This window comes from Thalassospira permensis NBRC 106175, assembly GCF_000714555.1.
GTDB lineage: Bacteria > Pseudomonadota > Alphaproteobacteria > Rhodospirillales > Thalassospiraceae > Thalassospira > Thalassospira xiamenensis.
In genome coordinates this window covers 17,106-38,071 of the sequence record NZ_AUNC01000025.1, presented here as the reverse complement: position 1 = coordinate 38,071, position 20,966 = coordinate 17,106, and the positions used below count along the sequence as shown (strand labels likewise).

Here is a 20,966-nt window from a genome sequence, read left to right as displayed (position 1 = left end):
GATGATCTTTCAGGAACCGATGACGTCGCTGAATCCGGTTTTCACCATCGGCGATCAGATTGCGGAATCCCTGATGCTGCATGAAGGCATGTCCAAGCCCGATGCGCTTGTTGAAAGCAAACGGCTGCTTGATATGGTGCGGCTGCCCGATGCGCAGGAACTTCTGGGGCGGTATCCCCATCAGCTTTCGGGCGGGATGCGCCAGCGCGTCATGGTTGCCATGGCGCTTGCCTGTCGGCCCAAGGTCCTGATTGCGGATGAACCGACCACGGCCCTTGATGTGACCATTCAGGCGCAAATTTTGACCATCATCCGTGATCTGCAACAGGAACTTGGCATGGCGGTGATTTTCATCACCCATGACATGGGGGTTGTTGCCGAGGTTGCCGATGATGTTGTCGTCATGTGGAAGGGCAAAAAGGTCGAAGAAGGCACGGTTGCCGATATTTTTGCCAATCCGGCCCATCCCTATACCCAGACATTGCTATCCGCAGTTCCGAAACTGGGCAGCATGACGGGCGAAGCATTCCCCAAACGGTTCCCGGTGACGATGATGGATGGCGATACGCCGCGTCTGGTCGGGACGGAGCATATCCAGAATACCGCACGTTACGACGAGGCCCCGTTATTGTTGGTGCGTGATCTGGTAACGCGCTTTGATATCAAAAAGGGCCTGTTTGGCGGGGTTTCCCACCGTGTGCATGCGGTCGAGAATGTCAGTTTCGATATTTATCGCGGTGAAACGCTGGCGCTTGTCGGGGAGTCCGGATCGGGCAAATCGACGATTGGCCGCACGATCCAGCAATTGCAAAAGGCAACGGCGGGCAATATCAGTTTCGAAGGTCGCGCATTCAGTGACATGGGCAAAGGCGAACAGCAGCGCCTGCGTCAGGAGATCCAGTATATCTTTCAGGATCCGTTTGCGTCCCTTGATCCGCGCAAGAAAATCGGCTTTTCGATTGCCGAGCCGATCCGCACGCACCGACTGATTGACGGTGAAAAACAGATTGCTGCGCGGGTTGACCAGTTGCTGGAGCGGGTCGGCCTGACATCGGCCCATGCTAACCGTTACCCGCATGAATTTTCCGGTGGTCAGCGCCAGCGTATCTGCATTGCGCGCGCGTTGGCATCCAATCCCAAGCTGATCATCGCCGACGAAGCCCTTTCGGCCCTTGATGTGTCGATCCAGGCGCAGATCATCAATCTGTTCATGGAGCTTCAGGAAGAACACGGGCTTGCGTATCTGTTCATCAGCCATGACATGGCGGTGGTTGAAAAAATGAGCCACCGGGTCGCCGTCCTTTACCTTGGTCAGGTTGCCGAACTTGGATCGCGCCAGCAGGTTCTTGAAACGCCGACACATCCCTATACCCAGCGGCTTCTGAGTGCCGTGCCGGTCGCCGACCCCACAATCGTGCGCGACCGCATCCTGATGGATGGTGAAATTCCAAGCCCGATCCGTCGGGTCGGTGATGAACCGGCCATTCTTGCCCATCGCGAAATTGCGCCCGGTCACTTTGTCGCCGACGCACGTTAAGCGGCCCTTGGGTCGCAAGCCTTGTCTCCCCTCGCGCCAAGCCACCAACAACGGAGAAAAAATAACATGACGAAAAAACAGGGAATGCGCAGTGCGCTGATGGCTCTTGCCTTTGCGGGCGGCCTGATGGCAACTGCGCCGGCATATGCCGAAGGCACCTTGACCATTTCATCACCACAGGACCCCGGTAGCTGGGACCCGGTCGATACGTTTCTGGTCAACTGGTCGTCGGTTGCGACCAATATTTATGACGGTCTGACCTATCGCGGGCCGGATGCCAAACTTGTTCCGGGACTTGCGTCATCATGGGAAGAATTTGATGGCGGCACGCGCATCCGTTTCCATCTGCGCGAAGGCGTGACCTTCCAGAATGGCGAGCCGTTCAATGCCGAAGCGGTCAAATTCACCTTTGATCGCCTGATGGGTGATGAAGGCAAAAAAGGGCCGCAGCGGTCAAACTATGCCGCGATCAAATCGGTCGAAGTTATTGACGAAAACACCGTCGATATGCATCTGACCCAGCCGGATCCGGTGCTTCTGACCAAGCTTGCCGGTTATGGTGCGATGATTGTTCCGCCGAGATATATCGCGGAAAAAGGCGAAGATTATTTCAACGCCCATCCGATCGGCACCGGTCCGTTCAAAATGGTTTCCTATGAGCCGAAAGTTGGTCTGACACTTGAAGCCTATGCTGATCATTGGGGCGGTGCGCCGAAACTTTCGACCATCAAGTATCGCTTCATCAGTGAACCGTCGACCGCGGTTGCGGAACTTCAGGCCGGAAACGTTGACCTTGTCATTCCGCCGACCATTCCGATTGGCATGATCCCGACCATTGAAGAAGACGAAAATATCGATATCGTCACCACCGTAAGCCCGACGGTTTATGCGCTTCGCTTTAACACCGGCAATGGCATCACGGCGGATGAAAAAGTCCGTAAGGCGATGATTTACGGTGTGGATCGTCAGGCGATCATTGACTCGATCCTTGGTGGTCAGGCAGCCCCGATTGCAAGTTTCCAGGGTGAATTGTCGTTTGGCAATGACCCTTCGATGAAACCGTTGCCGTATGATCCGGCCAAGGCACAGGCGCTTCTGAAAGAAGCCGGTGTTGCACCGGGCACGAAAATCCAGATCGACATTCGCGGCAATGACGCAACCTTTAACGAAGTTGCCCAGGCCGTTGCCAGCTACCTTCAGGTGATTGGCCTGAACGCGACGATCAAGCCTTATGAAACCAACGTTCTGCTTAATGACATCATTCCGGCGGGTAAAACCGGTGCGATGTTCCAGCAGTCGTGGGGCGGCTGGACGCTTGATTATGATAACACCGCTTACTTCATGTATCACACGGGCGAAAAGTGGAACCCGTATGACAGCGACCCGGAACTCGACAAGCTGCTGGAATCCCAGCGTGCGATTACCGACCGTGCCAAACGTGAAGAAATCCTGCAGTCGATCGCGCATTACACCGCTGATCGCGCGCTGGAAATGCCGCTTTATAACCTCAATGCGATCTTTGGGGTTTCCAAGCGCGTCAAGAATTTCACCCCGGTTCCCGACAGCCGTCTGCGCCTGACGGAAGTGACTGTCGACTGATGTGAAACGAAAGCCGCCCGGACAGATGCCGGGCGGCTTTCATGCCTATTTCTTTAAAGGACAAGTGTTTTGGCTGGTTTTCTGATCAAACGCCTTTTGCAGGCGATTTTCGTGGTCGTCGCGGTGACATTGATTGTCTCGTTTGCCATCCGTTTGACGGGTGACCCGGCGCTGATGTTAAGCCAGGGGGCCGGCAGCATCACCGAGGAAGACCTTGCACGTATTCGTGAATCCCTTGGTTTGAACCAGCCATTTTTTGTTCAGTATGCCGATTTCATGCTGGGGCTTTTCAGCCTTGATTTCGGTAGATCCTTCCTTGGCGGAACGCAGGTTTCCACCCTGATTGGCAATGCGTTACCCGCAACCCTGATGCTGGCGTTTGCATCGATGTTTGTGTCGATCGTGATTTCGATCCCGCTGGGGATCAAGGCCGCCATTTCGCGTGGCAAATGGCCCGATCAGGTCATTCGCATCCTGTCGCTGGTCGGGTTGTCATTCCCGAATTTCTGGCTGGCGATCATGCTGGTGCTGTTGCTGTCGATTACTTTCCGGCTTCTGCCGCCAAGTGGCATGACGGGGATTGAGAACTTCATCATGCCAGCCATCACCATGGGGGTGATCCTGACCGCGACCAATGTGCGGCTTGTGCGGACCTCGATGCTGGAAACCCTTCAGTCGCAATACATCATGGTCGCGCGCGCCAAGGGGCTTAGCGAGAATGTCGTGCTGTATAAACACGCGCTTCGCAACTGTGCGATCCCGCTTGTTACCTATTTCGGTTTGCAGTTTGGCAACCTTCTGGGCGGGATTGTTGTCGTTGAGCTGGTGTTTAACTGGCCGGGAATGGGCACGCTTGCATTCGAAGCTGTTGGTGCACGTGATTATCCGGTTTTACAGGCTGTGATTACGGTTCTGTCGATCATGATTGTCGGGGTGAACCTGCTTGTCGACATTGCCTATGGCCTGATTGATCCACGTATCCGGACGGAGTAACCCCATGGCGACCACTGCAACCAAGGCGCGGTTTGCGCGTTTTAAAAATCTTGAATTCGTTCTGGGGGCTGTTCTGACCGGTGGCATCTGTTTTCTGGTCGTGTTTTCCGATCTGCTGTTTCCTGGCGGCGCGGACAAGATTGATCTTTCGGCCCGCCTGATCGCGCCGTTTACCAATGCCGATCATATTTTTGGCACCGATCCGCTCGGGCGTGATGTGTTGGCACGTGTGGTTTCAGGCGGCAAAATATCGCTTCAGGTTGGTTTGCTTTCCGTTGCCGGGGCGGTTGTCATTGGTGTGATCATGGGCCTGATATCGGGATATTATCGCGGTTTCTGGGACATGATCGTGATGCGCTTTGCCGATGTGCAGCTTGCATTGCCGTTCATTTTGCTGGCGATCACCTTTATCGCGATCATCGGCGGTGGACTGACCAACATGATCATTCTGCTGATCATTGCGCAATGGGTGCAATATGCCCGTCTGGTGCGGGGATCGGTTCTGTCACTACGGGATCGGGAATTCATCCAGTCGGCCAAGGCGATTGGCGTGCGCGATATTCATATCCTGTTCCGTCACCTTCTGCCCAACCTGATCGGGCCGGTGATTGTTCTGATGACGCTTAATGTTGCGACCAACATCCTGCTTGAAAGCAGCCTGACCTTCCTTGGGCTGGGGGTTGACCCCCTGATCCCAAGCTGGGGCGGGATGCTGGCCGATGGGCGGACCTATTTGCAGAATGCCTGGTGGGTATCGGTTTTCCCCGGGCTTGCCATTCTTTTGACCGTGCTTGGCCTGAACCTTCTGGGCGACTGGCTGCGCGATAGCCTTGACCCCACAGGCAGGACGTCCAAATGACACAGATTTTCGCCACCACCTTTGCGCCGACCCTTCCAAACCTGATTGATGAAATCGTCAAGGCCGCCCGCCCCGGACAGCTTATTGAGGCATGGTTGTTTAAAGATGCCCAAACCCGCGCCGCGGCCGAGGCAAAGTTGGCCCAGCAGGGGATCAAGGCGCGCATTCGTAGTTCCTATAAGCCGCTTTTGCATTTCTTCCTTGAAGATATTGATCAGGCAAAATCAGGCATTGCCAATATCACGGTGCGTTATCCGCGCCATCAAAATGCGGCGGATAATCGCTTCCTGCTTGAAACCTATCCCTTGGCGGCCCTGGTTACGCCAGCCTTGATCACGTTTGAGGCATCGGATCGTTGCGATTGTACCTATGATGTGATCCTGCGCGGATCAGATGGGGTTGAAACCCGTCACGAAGTTTTTGCGCCAAACCGGGTGCATCAGGATGTGGTTGATGAAACCCACCTGTCGCCGACCGGCTGGGTGCGGATTATCGATGCCGATGGTCAGATTGTCCGCGATGAACGGACTGAAACCGAATATGAGGCGCTTTTTGCCCAAACCATGGCGGCCATTGCCGATTATGACTGGGGCGATCAGGAACCTTATTTCGAAGAACTGAATATCTCGGTTGATCTGCCGGGGCATGATCAGAAGATCGCCCATGGTCACGAGGTTCTGAGCCTGCATGAAGCCCTGCACGAGGATTTCTATTTCTCGCTGCTGGAATATTTTCAGGTCAAATCGGGCCGCCCGCTGGGTGATCGCGGATTGCAGCCGGGGCAGATCGTCCCGGAAATCCGTCAGGTATCCGGTGATGGTGACGCCCGGGTCACGGTTGAGTTACGCCCCCTGTCAAAAGACGAGACAGCGGGTGAGATGCAACAGATTGATCACGCCACCCGCCCATTGACGGTTGCGCAAATCCGCGCAGAGCTTGACGGGATCAGCGGCGAAGAATTCCATGCGACGTCGCGGTCCGGGCGTGTTTTGAATGCGCGCTATCACAAGGGGACGGATTTGCCGGTCATGATCAGTGGCGGGCAGCATCCCAACGAGATTTCCGGTGTTGCGGGCGCGCTTCGCGGGGCGTTGGAGCTGGCGAAACGTGATGGGGCACATTTCACGATTTCACCGCTGGAAAATCCGGATGGTTATGCCCTTCATCAGCGCCTGATTGTTGATAACCCGTTCCATATGCATCACGCGGCGCGCTATACAGCGCTTGGCGATGACATGGAATATCGCAGCGGTGATGGCCTTTATGAAAAGGAAATCCGGGTACGGGCGCGTGCCATCAGCGGGGCAAGCCTGCATGTCAATCTGCATGGCTATCCCTGCCATGAATGGACCCGGCCGCTTTCGGGATATGTTCCGCGCGGGTTTGGCATGTGGACCCTGCCAAAGGGGTTCTTCCTGATCATGCGTCATCATGATGAATGGTCGGAACGGGCGGAAAACTTTATCGATCAGGTCACCCGAAAACTTGCCGCCATTCCGGGGCTTCTGGCATTCAACGCGGCACAGATTGATCTGTATCGCATTCATGCCGGTGAAACCGGTTTTCGGATCATCAATGGTTTCCCGTGTATGATTTCCATTGATGATCGTCATGACGTGCCGCTGACCCTGATTACCGAATATCCCGATGAAACGATCTATGGCGATGCCTTCATCGCGGCCCATACTGCGCAGATGGCAACGGTTGTTGCCGCCTATGACGCATGGCAGAACATTGATAAAGATTGATCGATCATGTCGGTCTTTTGCAAAACACCCCGGTGCAAATGCCGGGGTGTTTTCGTTTGAGGGATTAATGGAAATCGTGGCTATCGACCTTAAGGCGTGATGTGTTTTGCTGTTTGCCGTGGCGTTGTTCAAGTTGATCAAGGTTTTGGGGGACGGGGCTGGTTTGATCGGATGGTCCTGCTGCGGGTGTGGCCCAGCGCAGGTTGCGGGGATGGGCGTTATTGGCGCGTGCAATGCGGGTGTTATCTGTCAGGCTTTGCAGCATCCCCGACAGGTCGACCAGTTTATCGGCGATGATGTGGGTGACACCATCTTCGCGTTGAAGCTTGCCTGATACGCCAAGGACGGTTGCGGTCATTACCTCGCGGCGGAACTGTTCCATTACCTTGCTCCAGACCACAAGATTTGTGATGCCTGTTTCATCCTCAAGGGTGATGAAAACAACCCCCGATGCCGTGCCGGGCCGCTGGCGGACAATGGCAAGTCCTGCATGGTTGATCCGTTCGTTATTCTTGAAATTGACCAGATCGGTCGCCTTGCACACCCCGGCTGCGGACAGGGCATCGCGCAGCATCGATATTGGATGCCCCTTAAGCGACAGCCGCAGGCTTGCGTAATCTTCGATGATTTCTTCGCCCGGTCCCATGATTGGCAAGTTGACCGGGGCTTCGGGCCCGAATTCGGCGGAAACGCCCATATTGTGGTTGAAATTCTGGGCAGCTTCAAACAGGGGCAGGGCCGCCGGGGCCTTGCGCCCCTTGCCAAACCGGCGGACGGCCCACAACGCTTCGCGCCGGGACAGGCCAAGGGAGCCAAACGCATCGGCTTCGGCCAGTTTTTCAAGCGCGGCGGGTGATAGCCCGGTCTGGCGCGCCATCAGAAAGATATCCTGAAATCCGCCGGTCGGGCGGTTTGCGATCAGGGACAGGGCATCGAACTGCCCGAACCCCTTGGTCTGGCGGAAGCCCAGCCGGACGGAAAGATGACCGCTGGCGCGGCCCAGTTCCCGTTCCAGATGATTGTCCCAGAAACTGTGATTGATATCGATTTCAAGCACTCGGACACCATGATTTTTGGCATCCGCAACCAGTTGCGCCGGGGCATAAAACCCCATCGGTTGCGCGTTCAGAAGGGCGCATAAAAACACATCGGGATGATGGCATTTAAGCCATGATGACGCATAGGCAAGGATGGCAAAACTGGCTGCATGGCTTTCGGGAAAGCCGTAATCGGCGAAGCCTTCGATCTGTTTGAAGCAGCGTTCTGCAAACTCGGCGGCATATCCGTTTTTCAGCATGCCATTGATGAATTTGTCGCGATGCGCGCCAATCGTTCCCGTGCGGCGAAAGGTTGCCATGGCACGGCGCAATTCATCGGCCTCACCGCCAGTATAGCCGGCAGCCACGATGGCAATCTGCATGGCCTGTTCCTGAAACAGCGGTACGCCACAGGTGCGCTTTAAAACGGCTTCGAGTTCCTTTGACGGGTAATCGACCTTTTCGCGCCCCATGCGCCGTTGCAGGAAGGGATGGACCATGCCGCCCTGGATCGGGCCGGGACGGACAATGGCAACCTGAATGGTCAGGTCATAGATGCTGCGCGGCTTTAATCGTGGAAGCATGCTCATTTGCGCGCGAGATTCGACCTGAAATGTGCCGATGCTGTCGGCTTTTTCCAGCATGTCGTAAACCCGCCCGTCTTCTTTGGGAAGGGTTGCCAGATCATGATCGATATTCTTGTGGTTTCTCAATTCATCGAATGCCTTGCGAATACAGCTTAGCATTCCAAGGGCAAGCACATCGACCTTGAGGATGCCCAGCGCATCGATATCGTCCTTGTCCCATTCGATGGTGGTGCGGTCCTCCATCGCGGCATTGGCAATCGGGGACAGTTCGCATAACGGGCCACGAGTGATGACAAAGCCACCGACATGCTGGGACAGATGGCGGGGGAACCCGGTCAGTTCGCCTGCCAGATCAAGAACGGCTTTCAGACGCGGTTCATCTGGATGAATGCCCGACTGGCGCATCATTTCATCATGCGCGCCCTTGCTGCCCGATCCCCAGATGGTTTTGGTCAGTTTGATAATGGTGTCTTCGGGCAGGCCGAACACCTTGCCGACATCGCGGATGGCGCTTCGCGACCGGTATGAAATCACGGTTGCCGTCAATCCGGCCCGTTCCCGGCCATAACGTTGATAGATATGCTGGATCACCTCTTCGCGGCGTTCATGTTCGAAATCGACATCGATGTCGGGCGGTTCGTTCCGTGCGTTACTAATGAAGCGCGAAAACAGAAGTTCCACTTTGGCCGGGTCGACCGATGTGACATGCAGACAGAAACAGACCGATGAATTGGCGGCCGATCCGCGTCCCTGACACAGAATGTTTTGCGATCTGGCAAAGGCGACAATGTCATGCACCGTCAGGAAATAGGGAGCGTAGCCCAGTTCGTCGATCAGTTTAAGTTCGGCCTCGATCAATCCCCGGACCTTGTCGGGAATGCCGTCGGGATAGCGTTTATGAGCACCTTCCCATGTCAGGCGGGTCAGGCGTTCCTGCGTGCCTTCACCCGATCCGTCATTTTCATCGGGATATTCATAGCGTAATTCGGATAAGGAAAACCGACATTGATCGGCGATTTCAATCGTGCGAGCCAGCCATTCGGGATGGGTCGGGAAAAGTTTCGCCATGTCCTGCGGGCTTTTGATATGGCGTTCGCCATTGGGAAACAGCCGATATCCGGCATCCTCGATCCGGCAATGATGGCGAATACAGGTCAGGACATCCTGCAACGGTTTGCGCGAGCGGACATGCATGTGCACGTCATTGGTGACAACTGCGGGGATGGCAAGTTCAGCCTCGACCGCCTCGGTAAAGGCCAGCCGTTCGCTATCAAACCCGTCCATGAACCGCCCGATGGCAAGCCACAAACGGCCTGATAAGTGGCGTTTAAGGGCGATCAACTGCGTGCGAAAGGTGTCATCGGGGACTTGTGGCGGAACCGCGATGAAGAGCAATCCGTCGGCGTGGCTTATGATATCCGCCAGATAAATTTCGCATTCGCCCTTTGGCGCACGACGTTTGCCAAGGGTCAGTAACCGGCATAACCGGGCATAGGCGGTGCGGTCCGTCGGATAACATAACAGAGACGGACCATCGACGGGATCAAGCCGACAGCCGACAATATAATTCAGCCGATCCCTGTGGGGCTGATGTGCGGTGTGGCCGCGCACGACCCCGGCCAAGGTGTTGCAGTCGGTTATCGCAATGGCATGCAATCCTTTGGTCGCGGCCATAAGAACTAGTTCCTCGGCGTGGGAGGCACCGCGCAGGAAGGAAAAATTGCTGCTGACCTGTAATTCGGCATAGGCAGGTGTCGTTTGGGGAAGGGGGAAATCGGTCATGTCAGTCCCCGAATAATCCATGGATGGACCAGATATCCTGCCCGGTTGTGCCGGTGCGAAAGGCCCATAACAACCGGCCTGCCTGATCACGGATGCGGAAATAATCCCGCGTTTTGGGGGATAGGGCATATTCATCCTGATCAAGGCATTGCCACCATTCCGGACAAATCCGTTCGGGTCCTTCGGCATGGATGATGTCGACCGCCATTTTGCGCCAGCGCAGGCGGCTTGGCGTGCCATTGGTGTCGCGCGCAAGGATTTCGACCGGTTCGGGCGGGTCGATCAGGCGTGCCGGGCGTTTGGGCAATGTCATGTCGGTGCGTCTGGCCGGATATGTCCGGGCGTTAACGGCCTGTCGCACAGAAGCCTGTTCAGGCAAGTGGCTGGCGTGGTGGCCGGGGTGAAACAGCATGTCGCGCGGGCCGAGGTGGTGGGAAATCCGGTCGATCAACTGGGCAAGGGCAATCTGGTCGGTGGTTTCTTCCTGTTGCTGGTCAAGGCGCGACTGGCGAAAGGCCACATGTTCGACCCACGGGGCGTAGACAATCACCTGTTCGATGCCAAAACCAGTATCGACACCGGGCATTTTTTCAGACAGCAATCGCAACACATGTTGGGCGGACTGGCACGGGCTTCCGGTACCAAGTGTGATGGTATGGGTATGCCCGTCAACCCGTACACAGCGCAGGATAATGCGGCGCAGACCCAGATTTTCCTGCGCCAGATTGTTGCAGAGTTCCGTTACCATGCTTTCAACCGTAATCGCCAGATTGGCCGCATCGCCCAGCGGTTCGCCAAAGCTGCGCCGGATCAGCCATGGCCGATCTGGCAAATTGAAATTCAGATGTTCGGGCAGACGTCCATAAAACTGATCAAGCCGTTGCAAAACTTCGGGCCCCAAGCGCGTGGTGATATTGGCACGCGGCATCGGGGTAATGTCGCCCAGATGTTTAAGCCCCAGCCGAAACAGGGTGACACGTGCCTGTTCGGCCAGACGCAGAGCGGATATCGGAAAACCGGCGGCAATATCATGATCGCGCGGCAGGCTTAAAATCCGTTGATCAGCCAAGGCAGCAGGGTGGCATCGTGCCGCCCCCCATGCCGCACCTGCCGTATCGGCAATGGCGGCATGGCCAGCATAACCACGTGATTTGACATCGCGCAGAACCAGCGCCAGAAGCGCACTTTCGCCACCAAAAAGGTGACTGCCGCCGGTAATTTCAAGCCACAATCCGGCATCACCTGTATGGTTATGATCGGCTTCCTGCAAGAACCGGTCGCGGGCAACCCACGGGCTGTATCGGTCCATCGCGCGGATCAAACGCGCCAGATGGCGTTCATAAAGATCGGGCTGTTCGGGAAGGTCGCGCAAAGCCGGGTATATGCTGCGTGCTTCGGCAAGGCGCATGCCCGGTGCAAGTCCGCGTGCTTGTGCTGCCTTGTTGCTGCCGCAGACAAGCACACCCTTGTGATCAGCTCGCGTGATCACGACCGGTTCCCGTTGCGGGGATGGTGCGGTTTGCGGGGATGGTGCGGTTTGCGGGGTATCATCCCCGGTTTCAGGCATATCGATCCGGTGGCAATCTGTTTTCCAGTGCGTCAGCCACAGATAAAGAAAACGTTGTTGCATCAATTTGCATTCTCCAGCTGCCCGGTCGAACCCCGCGTCCCCCGATCAGGCTGAGTATGTGTCGGTTGCCTGTTGTTGAATGTTTCGCTGCTTCCGGCGTTATCCGCCACCGCGTATGCGCACTGGATGCGATGGTTTTGCCATCGGACCGCATATGCCGGATCGCAATCAGGCGCGTATGTCCGGCTTCGCAGGCTAGTTGCAGGCGGCGTGCCGCAGTCAGGTCATAATCCGTGGTTTCGACAATTATGCTGACGATCTGTCCGGATTTTGCCGCTTCCTCGCAGGTCCAAAGGGCGGTGGCCTGCCGATCAACCACCATCATGACCGGCATATCCGTCGCTGGCAGCGCAAGCGGATAAAGCCCGCCTTGGTCAATCGCGCGCCGTTGTCGAATCCAAAACAGGCTTTTGCCTGTTTGATCCCCGATGGAAAGTCGTGCCAGATACCATGCCAGAATGGAGGCGGCGGCATCATCATGACCGCAGATGATTTCATGCAGACCCACCGGGGCAATGCCCCCGATGCTGATATGATGTGCAAGATCGACCCCGCCAAAGGCACGGCGCATGATCCGATCCGTTCCGCCGGGCAGGCAGGCAACCTGTCCTTTCCATTGTTTTTCGGCCCGTTGCAACGCAGCACGGGCAAGATGAAGACGTCTGTCCGACATGATGTAAGTTCCTGATTTGTTCTTTTTATGTGGTCAGGAGGGAACGGGAGTCAAGCAGCAAAGATCGGGAAAATGTCAGGAACGGTTCAAGTCATTGCGCCAAAACAAAACCCGATGCCAGGAGCATCGGGTTTTGCAGGTGAATTATGGACGTCTGATGATCAGATTTCAGGATACCACGCACCCAGAACGCCGAATTCCTCAAGCTTGGCAACGATGACCTCTGCTGCCTGTTCGGCGGTTTGATCGGAGGTGTTGACCGTGATTTCCGGGTGTTCCGGTGCTTCATACGGGCTGTCGATCCCGGTGAAGTTGGCGATCTTGCCTTCGCGGGCCTTTTTATAAAGGCCTTTCACGTCGCGCTGTTCGCAGACTTCAATCGGGGTGTCGATAAAGACCTCGATGAACTCGCCATCTTCGACAAGGCTACGCGCAAACTGGCGTTCGCTTTTGAACGGCGAGATGAAGGATACCAGCGTGATGATCCCGGCATCGACAAACAGCTTGGCGGTTTCACCGACACGCCGGATGTTTTCCACCCGGTCGGCATCGGTAAAGCCAAGGTCCTTGTTCAATCCGTGACGGACATTGTCACCATCAAGGGTGTAGGTGTGCTTGCCCATGGCATGCAGCTTTTTCTCGACCAGGTTGGCGATGGTCGATTTACCGGCACCCGAAAGACCCGTGAACCACAGAACGGCTGATTTCTGACCTTTCTGATAGGCACGCGCCTGTTTGTTGATGTCCATTTCCTGCCATTTGACGTTGGTCGCACGGCGAAGCGAATGGTTGACCATGCCAGCACCAACGGTGGCGTTGGAATAACGGTCGATGATGATGAACCGGCCCGAATGGCGGTTGTCATCATAGGGATCAAAGGCCAGTGCCTTGTCGGTTGCGATATTGGCAATGCCGACTTCGTTCAGTTCTAGCGTCTTGCCGGCAATATGTTCCAGCGTGTTGACATTGACCTTGTATTTCAGGTCGCTGATCTGTGCGTTGGTGACCTGTGCGCCCATCTTGATGATATAGGGCCGGCCGGGCAGAAGATGATCTTCGTGCATCCAGATGATGCGGGCTTCGAACTGGTCGGCAAATTCCGGGCGTTCATCCGGTCGGGCCAGAACATCGCCGCGCGAAATGTCGATTTCATCTTCAAGTGTGATGGTCACGGCCTGACCGGCGAATGCCTGATCAAGGTTGCCGTCAAAGGTGACGATTTCCTTGACCTTGCTGGTCTGACCCGATGCGGTGACGGCAATCGCATCGCCCGGCTTGATGATGCCCGATGCGATGGTGCCGGAAAAGCCACGGAAATCAAGGTTCGGGCGGTTGACCCACTGGACCGGAAGGCGGAACGGCTTTTCAATCGCATCCTGTTCGACCTGAACGGTTTCAAGATGCGCCAGAAGTGTCGGGCCTTCGTACCACGGGGTGTTCGGGCTGGCTTCGATCATGTTATCGCCGCGAAGGGCCGATAACGGGATCGGCATGATCGAGCTATAGCCAAGGTCTTTGGCGAATTCTTTATAGTCGGCGACAATGGTGTCGAATTTGTCCTGATCATAGTCGATCAGGTCCATCTTGTTCACCGCCAGAACCACATGCTTGATCCCCAAAAGCGAGGTGATGAAGCTGTGGCGGCGTGTCTGTGTCAGGATGCCTTTGCGGGCATCGATCAGGATCACGGCGACATCGGCGGTCGAGGCACCGGTTGCCATGTTGCGCGTATATTGTTCGTGGCCGGGGGTATCGGCGACGATGAATTTGCGTTTGTCGGTCGAAAAGAACCGATAGGCGACATCAATCGTGATGCCCTGTTCGCGTTCGGCCTGAAGCCCGTCCAGCAGCAGGGCGAAATCGATCTCGCCGCCTTGGGTGCCGACCTTGCGGCTATCGGATTCAAGGGCTGCCAACTGATCTTCAAAGATCAGTTTGGAATCCCAAAGCAGACGGCCAATCAGGGTCGATTTGCCATCATCGACACTGCCGCATGTGATGAAACGCAGCAGGCTTTTTTCTTCCTGGGCTTTGAGGTAGCCGAGAATGTCATCGGCAATCAGATCGGATTTGTGTGCCATCAGAAGTAGCCTTCCTGCTTTTTCTTTTCCATTGAACCGGCCTGATCATGGTCGATCATGCGCCCCTGTCGTTCGCTTGAGCGGGTCAGGAGCATTTCCTGGATAATCTCGGGCAGGGTGGCGGCTTCGGACTCAACCGCACCGGTCAGCGGATAGCAGCCAAGCGTTCTGAAACGCACCGATTTCATTTCCGGCTTTTCACCCGGATTAAGCGGCATACGGTCATCATCAACCATGATCAGCATGCCGTCACGTTCAACAACCGGGCGTTTGGCCGAATAATACAGCGGCACAATCGGGATCTGTTCGAGATAGATATATTGCCAGATATCAAGCTCGGTCCAGTTCGAGATCGGGAAGGCGCGAATGCTTTCGCCCTTGTTGATCCGTGCGTTATAAATATCCCAAAGTTCCGGGCGCTGGTTTTTCGGATCCCAGCGGTGGGTTTCGGTGCGGAACGAAAATACGCGTTCTTTCGCGCGTGCCTTTTCCTCATCCCGGCGGGCACCGCCAAAGGCTGCATCGAACTTGTATTTGTTCAGCGCCTGTTTCAGCGATTGGGTTTTCATGACGTCAGTATGCAGGCTTGATCCGTGGGTGAAGGGGCCGATGCCCTGATCAACGCCGTCCTGATTGATATGAACAATCAGCTCAAACCCGTATTCCGCTGCCACCTTGTCGCGAAATTCGATCATTTCGCGGAATTTCCACGTGGTATCGACATGCATGAGCGGAAAGGGCGGCGGGGCCGGATAAAATGCCTTGCGCGCCAGATGCAGCAAAACCGACGAATCCTTGCCGATGGAATAAAGCATCACCGGCCGTTCGAACGAGGCCGCAACTTCGCGGATAATGTGAATACTCTCGGCCTCAAGCTGGCGGAGATGGGTCAGATTAGGCTGCATTCTCGTTCCTGCCGATCGATCAAAACTGTGACAAATAACACAAAATTTGTGTTTATAAATGTATTTCACGTTGCTTTGATGGGTAATATGGAAACGGCTTTGATGCAAGCGCGTTCTATCCAAATCACACAAAAAAGATAACCAGATATTTTCTAGTACAAAGGAAATATGTTCTTTGGGTGTTTTCTTTGTGATTGATGAAGTCCGGCATCAAACCGGATAGCCCCTGAATGCCTTGGTCTGGGCAAGTGCGACATGGCCGATGAATTTGGTAATGCCAAGGTTGCCGTGGATCATTTCCTCGGACAGGGAATGATAATGCTGCACATCGCGACAGACGAGGCACAGCATATAATCATACGGTCCTGAAATCCGGTAGGCGGCAACGACTTCGGGGATGGTTTTGGCCGCGTCGGCAAACCGTTTGTAATCGGCGGCGGTCTTGCCGGTCAGTGTGACCTCGGCAAAGACCCGGACATGCGGGCAGATTTTTTCGATATCAAGCACCGCGCGATAGCGTTTGACCACGGCTTCTTTTTCAAGCTTTTTGACCCGGTCAAGGCAGGGGCTCGGGCTTAGTCCCACCAGCTTTGACAGGGCGAGATTGGTCAGCTTTGCATTGGCCTGAAGGGCGCGCAGGATTTTAAGGTTGATCTCGTCGATCTTGATCATCGGGTCGCCGTTATCTTGTTTGCGCCACCTTACACATAAAAAAACGGCCCGACCAGTATTCCGGTCGGGCAAGTGGGCAGGATTTGGGGCGTTTCGAAAATCAGGCAGCCATGCCCTTGCGTTCCTCGGTGCTCAGTTAGCCCATCACCTGATCAATGCCCTTTTTGATGGCATCGACCATCTGGTCGGCTTCGCGCCGGTCAAGCGTCAGGGGCGGGGAAAATGCCAGGCTGTCGGCGGTTGGAAGCGGGCGGACAATTACGCCGTGGTTTCCAATTGCCGCCGCACAGCGCGCGGCGATCTTGTGTTTCAGATCGAACCCGGTTTTTGTGTCCCGGTTCGCCATCAGTTGCAAGGCACCCAGAAGGCCGACACCGCGGACTTCGCCGATATGAGCGTGATGGCCAAAGGTATCGTTAAGCTGCGCATGCAGATAGGCACCGGTTTCCGCCGAGTTCGCGACCAGGTTTTCGCCTTCGATGATCGCAAGGTTCGCCAGTGCGACAGCCGATCCCACCGGATGGCCGGAATAGGTAAAGCCATGGGCAAATGCGCCAAGGGTTGCGGACCCGTCGCGCAGGACTTTCCAGATATCATCGCTGATGAAGGCTGCTGACATCGGGAAATAGCCGCTGGTCAGGCCCTTGGCGGTGGCGATCATATCGGGGCGAATGTCATAAAGCTGATGACCGAACCAGTGGCCGGTGCGGCCGTAACCACAAACAACCTCGTCACAGATGAACAGGATGTCGTGCTTTTTCAGAACCGACTGAACGGCCTTGAAATAGCCCTTGGGCGGGGTGATGACGCCACCGGCCCCCATGATCGGCTCTGCAATGAAGGCACCGACCGTTTCCGGACCTTCGGCGATGATCAGGGATTCAAGCTCGTTTGCCAGCCGGGAGGAAAACTGTTCCTCGCTCTCGCCGGGTTTGGCTTCGCGGTAATAATGCGGTAGCGAGGTGTGTTTGACTTCGGGGATCGGCAGGCCGAAATTGCGATGAAACGATGCAAGCCCGGTCAGGCTGGCGGTGGCAATGGTGGTGCCGTGATAGGCCTGTTTGCGGGCGATGATCTTGCGTTTTTCCGGTTTGCCGCGAAGCCCGTTATAATACCAGACGATTTTCATCAGCGTGTCGTTGGCATCCGACCCGGAACTGCCAAAAAACACCTTGGTGATGTGAGCGGGCATTTTTGCCACCAGCTTTTCGGCCAGTTCGATCTGGGCAGGGTTGGATGCCCCGGCAAAGGTATGGAAATAGCCCATCTGATCGGATGCGGCCTTCATCGCATCGCCGATCTCGGTCCGGCCATAGCCGATGTTCATGCACCAAAGCCCGCCAACCCCGTCCAGCATTCTATTGCCGTCGGTATCGGTAATGAACGCGCCCTTGCCCTTAACAAAAATGCGGGCCGGGCCGTTGTTTGACACATCGGCAACCACGGATGCCGGATGCAGGATATTGGCCGCATCCGATCTTTTGAGATGTTCGGTATCATAGAGGGTCGACATGGCGGGTCTCCGGGGCTTTGTGTGGGGCGTAAAGCTTGTTGTTTCCGTTATTCTGCCACGGTTGGTCCGGTATTAAATTTTGAAGCTGGTAGACTTTACAGCAGTGGCTGCGGTTGAAACTCGTTGCCTTTGCAACCGAAGATAGTTTAATTTTCGAATCACTTTTTAATTTCTAAGTTTGGGGTAAAAATGTCTGAAATTGCCTGCCCACATTGCCATTATGTTTCTCAGAATGGAGTAAAGGTCTGTATCGGTTGCCAAGCCGAGGTGGTCTACGGAAGTACTTCAAGTGAAATAAAAACTGCCATGCTTTTCGGAGGTATTGGCGCATCGATATTGTCTAGTATTGTTATGGCGAATTTCTTTGGGTACAGTTTTGCTGCAATGCTGGTTTTCGCAGCTATCGGAGCCGTGGTTGCGGTTGTTTTGACGGACAAAGCGCATCATGGAAACGTTAGATTCGTCCGACGTTACTTTAACCATTAGCACCGTAGATGCATGCTAATTAGGTGTGCTGGAAATCATAAATCGGACCAAGCTGAAGAAGCTGTGTGAGCTCATCAAGAGCCGTTCGGACTTCGTTCAGAAGCGTTGGATCGCGGAAATCATCCGCACTTAGGCGGTCACGATAATGTTTTTCGACCCAGCCTGTCAGTTCGGCAAAGCGTTGATCGTCGATCAGGCTTTGCGGGTTGGTGGCGGCAAGTTCATCCCCTGTCAGGGCGACGCGCAGCCGCAAACAGGCCGGCCCGCCCCCATTGCGCATGCTTTGGCGCAGGTCGAAAAACTTGATCTGTCTGATTGGCGTGTTGCCCTTGCCGATCAGGTCATAAAGGTAATCGCGGACCGATATGGTTTCTTCGGCCTCGGTCGGCAGGATCAGCATCATCTGACCGTTTTCCGGCAGGCGCAAAAGCTGTGAATTGAACAGATAGCTTTTGATCACATCGGAAAGTGGCACGGTACTTTGGGGCACCTCGATACTGGTGAAATCGGCAATGCCATCCATCTTGCGCCGGATGTCGTTTATGACGGCGGGCGTGTTGACAAAGGCGTCCTCGTAATGGAACAGAACATTGGCATTGCCGACCGAAATCACGTCATTATGAAACACCCCGGCATCAATCAGGTCCGGGTTCTGCTGCGCATAGACGACACCATTTTCGGATAAGCCATGACGGCGGGCAATCGCGCTGCTGGCTTCGAACGTCTGGCGTGCCGGATAACGGTTTGGCCGGGTTTTGCACGGATCAAAAGCGTGACGACCATAGACGAAAAATTCGACCCCGCGCGCGCCGTAATCACCGCAAAAACGGGTATGGTTGGCCGCCCCCTCGTCCCCCATATGGTCCGTGCCGGGCAGGGCGGCATGATGGGTGAAATGATCAGGATTGGCGAATGTCGCGGCAAGTGCGCGCCCCGTCACCGGATGTTCAATGGATCGGTGGAACATGGCGCACAGATTGGCCGGGGTGAAATGCACCTTGCCATCGCCTGTATCGCGACTGGGGGAAACGGTTGCGGCATTGGCCGTCCACATCGGGGATGCCGATGATACCGCCAGAACAAGGTTCGGGTTGGTTTTCCAGGCCGAGGCCAGAACATCACCATCCGATCCACGAAAGCCGAAAACATCGCGCAGGGTTTTGACATGCGGGCGTTCATGGGGCGGCAGCACGCCCTGCACAAAGCCCATGTCATGCAGGGCCTTCATCTTGGTCAGGCCCTGAAGGGCGGCCGATTTCGGATCGGAATAGGTGCTGGCGTTGCTGGTTGATGCCACATTGCCAAAGCTTAACCCTGCATAATTGTGTGTCGGGCCGACCAGACCGTCAAAATTGGCTTCGATGGCGTATCGGGTCATGGGCGTACTCCTTTGGGGGCGGCATCGGGGGCGAGCAGTTTGTCGGTCTGAAGGGTTGCGACCGGCCATGCGCAATAATCGGCGGCGTAGTAGGCCGACGGGCGGTGGTTGCCGCTTTCGCCGATACCGCCAAACGGGGCGGCACTGGATGCGCCGGTCAGCTGCTTGTTCCAGTTGACGATCCCGGCGCGGCTTTCATGGATGAAGCGTTGCCAAAGTTTGGCGTCATCGCAAAGCAACCCGGCGGCAAGGCCAAAACGGGTATTGTTGGCTTCACGGATCGCGTCGTCAAAGTGATCGACCCTGATGATTTGCAGGAGCGGGCCAAACAGTTCCTCGTCCGCACGGTTCTTTACATCGGTCACGTCAATCAGACCGGGTGTCAGGAACGGGCGGGCAAGATCGAGGCGCGTCATTTCGCGGATGATTTTGGCACCATCGGCAACAAGTTTTGCCTGTGCCGCCATAAGGTCATCGGCAGCCCGGTTGGAAATCACTGGCCCCATAAAGGGTTCGGGATCATCATCTGGTGCGCCAACGATCAGCCTGTCGCAATAGTTATTGATGGCGGCGATCATTGCATCGCCCCTTGCGCCGGATGGCACGATCAGGCGGCGCGCACAGGTGCAACGCTGCCCCGCCGTGATAAAGGCCGACATGACGGTATGATGGGCAACGGCATCGAGATTGGCGGCGTCCCAGACGACAAGCGGATTATTCCCGCCAAGCTCCAGGGCCAGGATTTTGTCCATCTGCCTGGCAAAGGCATGATGCAAATGGCGTCCGGTCGGAACACTGCCGGTAAAGAACAACCCGTCGATACCCGGATGCTGCGCCAAGGCAATACCGGTATCGCGTTCGCCCTGCACAAGGTTCAGAACCCCGTCGGGCAATCCAGCCCGTTGCCAGAGCCTTACGGTTTCCCCGGCGACAAGCGGGGTTAGCTCGGATGGCTTGAACACCACGCAATTGCCCGCCAGAAGCGCCGGGACGATATGGCCGTTTGGCAGATGGCCGGGAAAATTATAGGGACCAAAAACCGCAACCACCCCGTGAGGTTTGTGGCGCAAAATCGCCTGTCCGCCGCCCGGTGCCTCGCCCTGGCGCGTGCCGGTGCGCTCATGATAGGCCTTGATCGAAATCGCGATCTTGCCGGCCATTGCACCGACTTCGGTCAAGGCCTCCCAATGCGGTTTTCCGGTATCAAGACTGATGATGCGTGCCAGTGCGTCCTTGTGATCATTGAGAAGCCCGGCAAACCGTTCAAGGATTTCGATCCGTTCATTGATGTCGCGTTTTGCCCATGCCGGAAAGGCGTTTCGTGCCGCCATGATCGCAACGTTAACATCATCACTGCTGGCGGAATTCCCCTGCCAGATGATATCGCCATTGGCCGGGTTTTCGGCGTGAAATGCTTTGCCATTGCCGGGTTGCCATGTGCCATTGATGAACAGGGCGGGATTTGATTTTTGGGTCATCATGATGC

15 protein-coding genes are annotated in these 20,966 nt (G+C 55.7%); 6 read left to right on the top strand and 9 right to left on the bottom strand.

The genetic code is table 11. The features are described 5' to 3' along the window. The 5 genes from SMB34_RS13640 to SMB34_RS13620 form a co-directional block, all read left to right on the top strand. Positions 1–1,537 (top strand): dipeptide ABC transporter ATP-binding protein (locus SMB34_RS13640; protein WP_037990836.1); only part of this gene is annotated, 1,537 nt, incomplete at its 5' end. A gap of 66 nt (positions 1,538–1,603) precedes the next feature. After that, positions 1,604–3,136, top strand: a complete 1,533-nt coding sequence (locus SMB34_RS13635; RefSeq protein WP_037990833.1) for an ABC transporter substrate-binding protein — start codon at positions 1,604–1,606, stop codon at positions 3,134–3,136. A 69-nt stretch (positions 3,137–3,205) separates the two neighbouring features. Continuing rightward, the gene (locus SMB34_RS13630) at positions 3,206–4,129 is read left to right on the top strand and encodes an ABC transporter permease (RefSeq protein WP_007091388.1); all 924 of its coding nucleotides are present in this window, start codon (positions 3,206–3,208) and stop codon (positions 4,127–4,129) included. Positions 4,130–4,133: 4 nt separating this feature from the next. Beyond that, a complete protein-coding gene (locus SMB34_RS13625) occupies positions 4,134–4,988 on the top strand; it encodes an ABC transporter permease (RefSeq protein ID WP_007091389.1) in 855 nt (284 codons plus the stop codon). Beyond that, positions 4,985–6,736 (top strand): M14 family metallopeptidase, encoded by a 1,752-nt coding sequence (locus SMB34_RS13620; RefSeq protein ID WP_037990830.1) that lies wholly within the window; start codon positions 4,985–4,987, stop codon positions 6,734–6,736. Before SMB34_RS13625 ends, SMB34_RS13620 begins: the two co-directional genes overlap by 4 nt. Before the next feature lie 64 nt (positions 6,737–6,800). Here the strand turns inward: SMB34_RS13620 and SMB34_RS13615 are convergent, their stop codons facing one another. From SMB34_RS13615 to SMB34_RS13585, 7 genes are all read right to left on the bottom strand, one after another. Continuing rightward, positions 6,801–10,142, bottom strand: a complete 3,342-nt coding sequence (locus SMB34_RS13615) for an error-prone DNA polymerase (protein ID WP_037990828.1) — start codon at positions 10,140–10,142, stop codon at positions 6,801–6,803. Between the two features lies 1 nt (position 10,143). Continuing rightward, positions 10,144–11,772, bottom strand: coding sequence for a Y-family DNA polymerase (locus tag SMB34_RS13610; protein ID WP_240478828.1), 1,629 nt, complete (start codon positions 11,770–11,772; stop codon positions 10,144–10,146). Further along, positions 11,702–12,445 carry an ImuA family protein gene (locus tag SMB34_RS13605; RefSeq protein WP_037990821.1) on the bottom strand — a complete coding sequence of 248 codons (744 nt, stop codon included), beginning with the start codon at positions 12,443–12,445 and terminating at the stop codon, positions 11,702–11,704. The genes SMB34_RS13610 and SMB34_RS13605 overlap by 71 nt, the downstream gene beginning before the upstream one ends. 161 nt (positions 12,446–12,606) lie before the next feature. Continuing rightward, positions 12,607–14,526, bottom strand: coding sequence for a sulfate adenylyltransferase subunit CysN (cysN, locus tag SMB34_RS13600; RefSeq protein WP_037990818.1), 1,920 nt, complete (start codon positions 14,524–14,526; stop codon positions 12,607–12,609). Further along, positions 14,526–15,431, bottom strand: coding sequence for a sulfate adenylyltransferase subunit CysD (gene cysD / locus SMB34_RS13595; protein WP_037990815.1), 906 nt, complete (start codon positions 15,429–15,431; stop codon positions 14,526–14,528). Before cysD ends, cysN begins: the two co-directional genes overlap by 1 nt. 210 nt (positions 15,432–15,641) lie before the next feature. Next, positions 15,642–16,103, bottom strand: coding sequence for an Lrp/AsnC family transcriptional regulator (locus SMB34_RS13590; protein ID WP_037990814.1), 462 nt, complete (start codon positions 16,101–16,103; stop codon positions 15,642–15,644). A gap of 136 nt (positions 16,104–16,239) precedes the next feature. After that, on the bottom strand, positions 16,240–17,616 hold the full coding sequence (locus tag SMB34_RS13585; protein ID WP_037990812.1) for an aminotransferase: 1,377 nt from the start codon (positions 17,614–17,616) through the stop codon (positions 16,240–16,242). 189 nt (positions 17,617–17,805) lie between these two features. Between SMB34_RS13585 and SMB34_RS21075 the strand changes: the two genes are divergently transcribed. Beyond that, the gene (locus SMB34_RS21075) at positions 17,806–18,102 is read left to right on the top strand and encodes a hypothetical protein (protein WP_156962681.1); all 297 of its coding nucleotides are present in this window, start codon (positions 17,806–17,808) and stop codon (positions 18,100–18,102) included. Between the two features lie 19 nt (positions 18,103–18,121). Here SMB34_RS21075 and astB read toward each other — a convergent pair whose 3' ends face one another. Together astB and astD are read right to left on the bottom strand one after the other, a co-directional pair. Continuing rightward, on the bottom strand, positions 18,122–19,480 hold the full coding sequence (gene astB / locus SMB34_RS13580) for an N-succinylarginine dihydrolase (RefSeq protein ID WP_037990810.1): 1,359 nt from the start codon (positions 19,478–19,480) through the stop codon (positions 18,122–18,124). Then, positions 19,477–20,961: a succinylglutamate-semialdehyde dehydrogenase gene (gene astD / locus SMB34_RS13575; RefSeq protein ID WP_051682304.1), complete on the bottom strand. Its 1,485-nt coding sequence runs from the start codon at positions 20,959–20,961 to the stop codon at positions 19,477–19,479. The genes astB and astD overlap by 4 nt, the downstream gene beginning before the upstream one ends. Positions 20,962–20,966: the final 5 nt, after the last annotated feature.

Bases quoted from the DNA above. Each gene is read 5' to 3' on its own strand.
- cysN (WP_037990818.1), bottom strand. From the start codon at position 14,526: ATGGCACACAAATCCGATCTGATTGCCGATGACATTCTCGGCTACCTC.
- SMB34_RS13605 (WP_037990821.1), bottom strand. From the start codon at position 12,445: ATGTCGGACAGACGTCTTCATCTTGCCCGTGCTGCGTTGCAACGGGCC.
- SMB34_RS13585 (WP_037990812.1), bottom strand. From the start codon at position 17,616: ATGTCGACCCTCTATGATACCGAACATCTCAAAAGATCGGATGCGGCC.
- astB (WP_037990810.1), bottom strand. From the start codon at position 19,480: ATGACCCGATACGCCATCGAAGCCAATTTTGACGGTCTGGTCGGCCCG.
- SMB34_RS13610 (WP_240478828.1), bottom strand. From the start codon at position 11,772: ATGCAACAACGTTTTCTTTATCTGTGGCTGACGCACTGGAAAACAGAT.
- cysD (WP_037990815.1), bottom strand. From the start codon at position 15,431: ATGCAGCCTAATCTGACCCATCTCCGCCAGCTTGAGGCCGAGAGTATT.
- SMB34_RS13620 (WP_037990830.1), top strand. From the start codon at position 4,985: ATGACACAGATTTTCGCCACCACCTTTGCGCCGACCCTTCCAAACCTG.
- SMB34_RS21075 (WP_156962681.1), top strand. From the start codon at position 17,806: ATGTCTGAAATTGCCTGCCCACATTGCCATTATGTTTCTCAGAATGGA.
- SMB34_RS13590 (WP_037990814.1), bottom strand. From the start codon at position 16,103: ATGATCAAGATCGACGAGATCAACCTTAAAATCCTGCGCGCCCTTCAG.
- SMB34_RS13625 (WP_007091389.1), top strand. From the start codon at position 4,134: ATGGCGACCACTGCAACCAAGGCGCGGTTTGCGCGTTTTAAAAATCTT.
- SMB34_RS13615 (WP_037990828.1), bottom strand. From the start codon at position 10,142: ATGACCGATTTCCCCCTTCCCCAAACGACACCTGCCTATGCCGAATTA.
- astD (WP_051682304.1), bottom strand. From the start codon at position 20,961: ATGATGACCCAAAAATCAAATCCCGCCCTGTTCATCAATGGCACATGG.
- SMB34_RS13635 (WP_037990833.1), top strand. From the start codon at position 1,604: ATGACGAAAAAACAGGGAATGCGCAGTGCGCTGATGGCTCTTGCCTTT.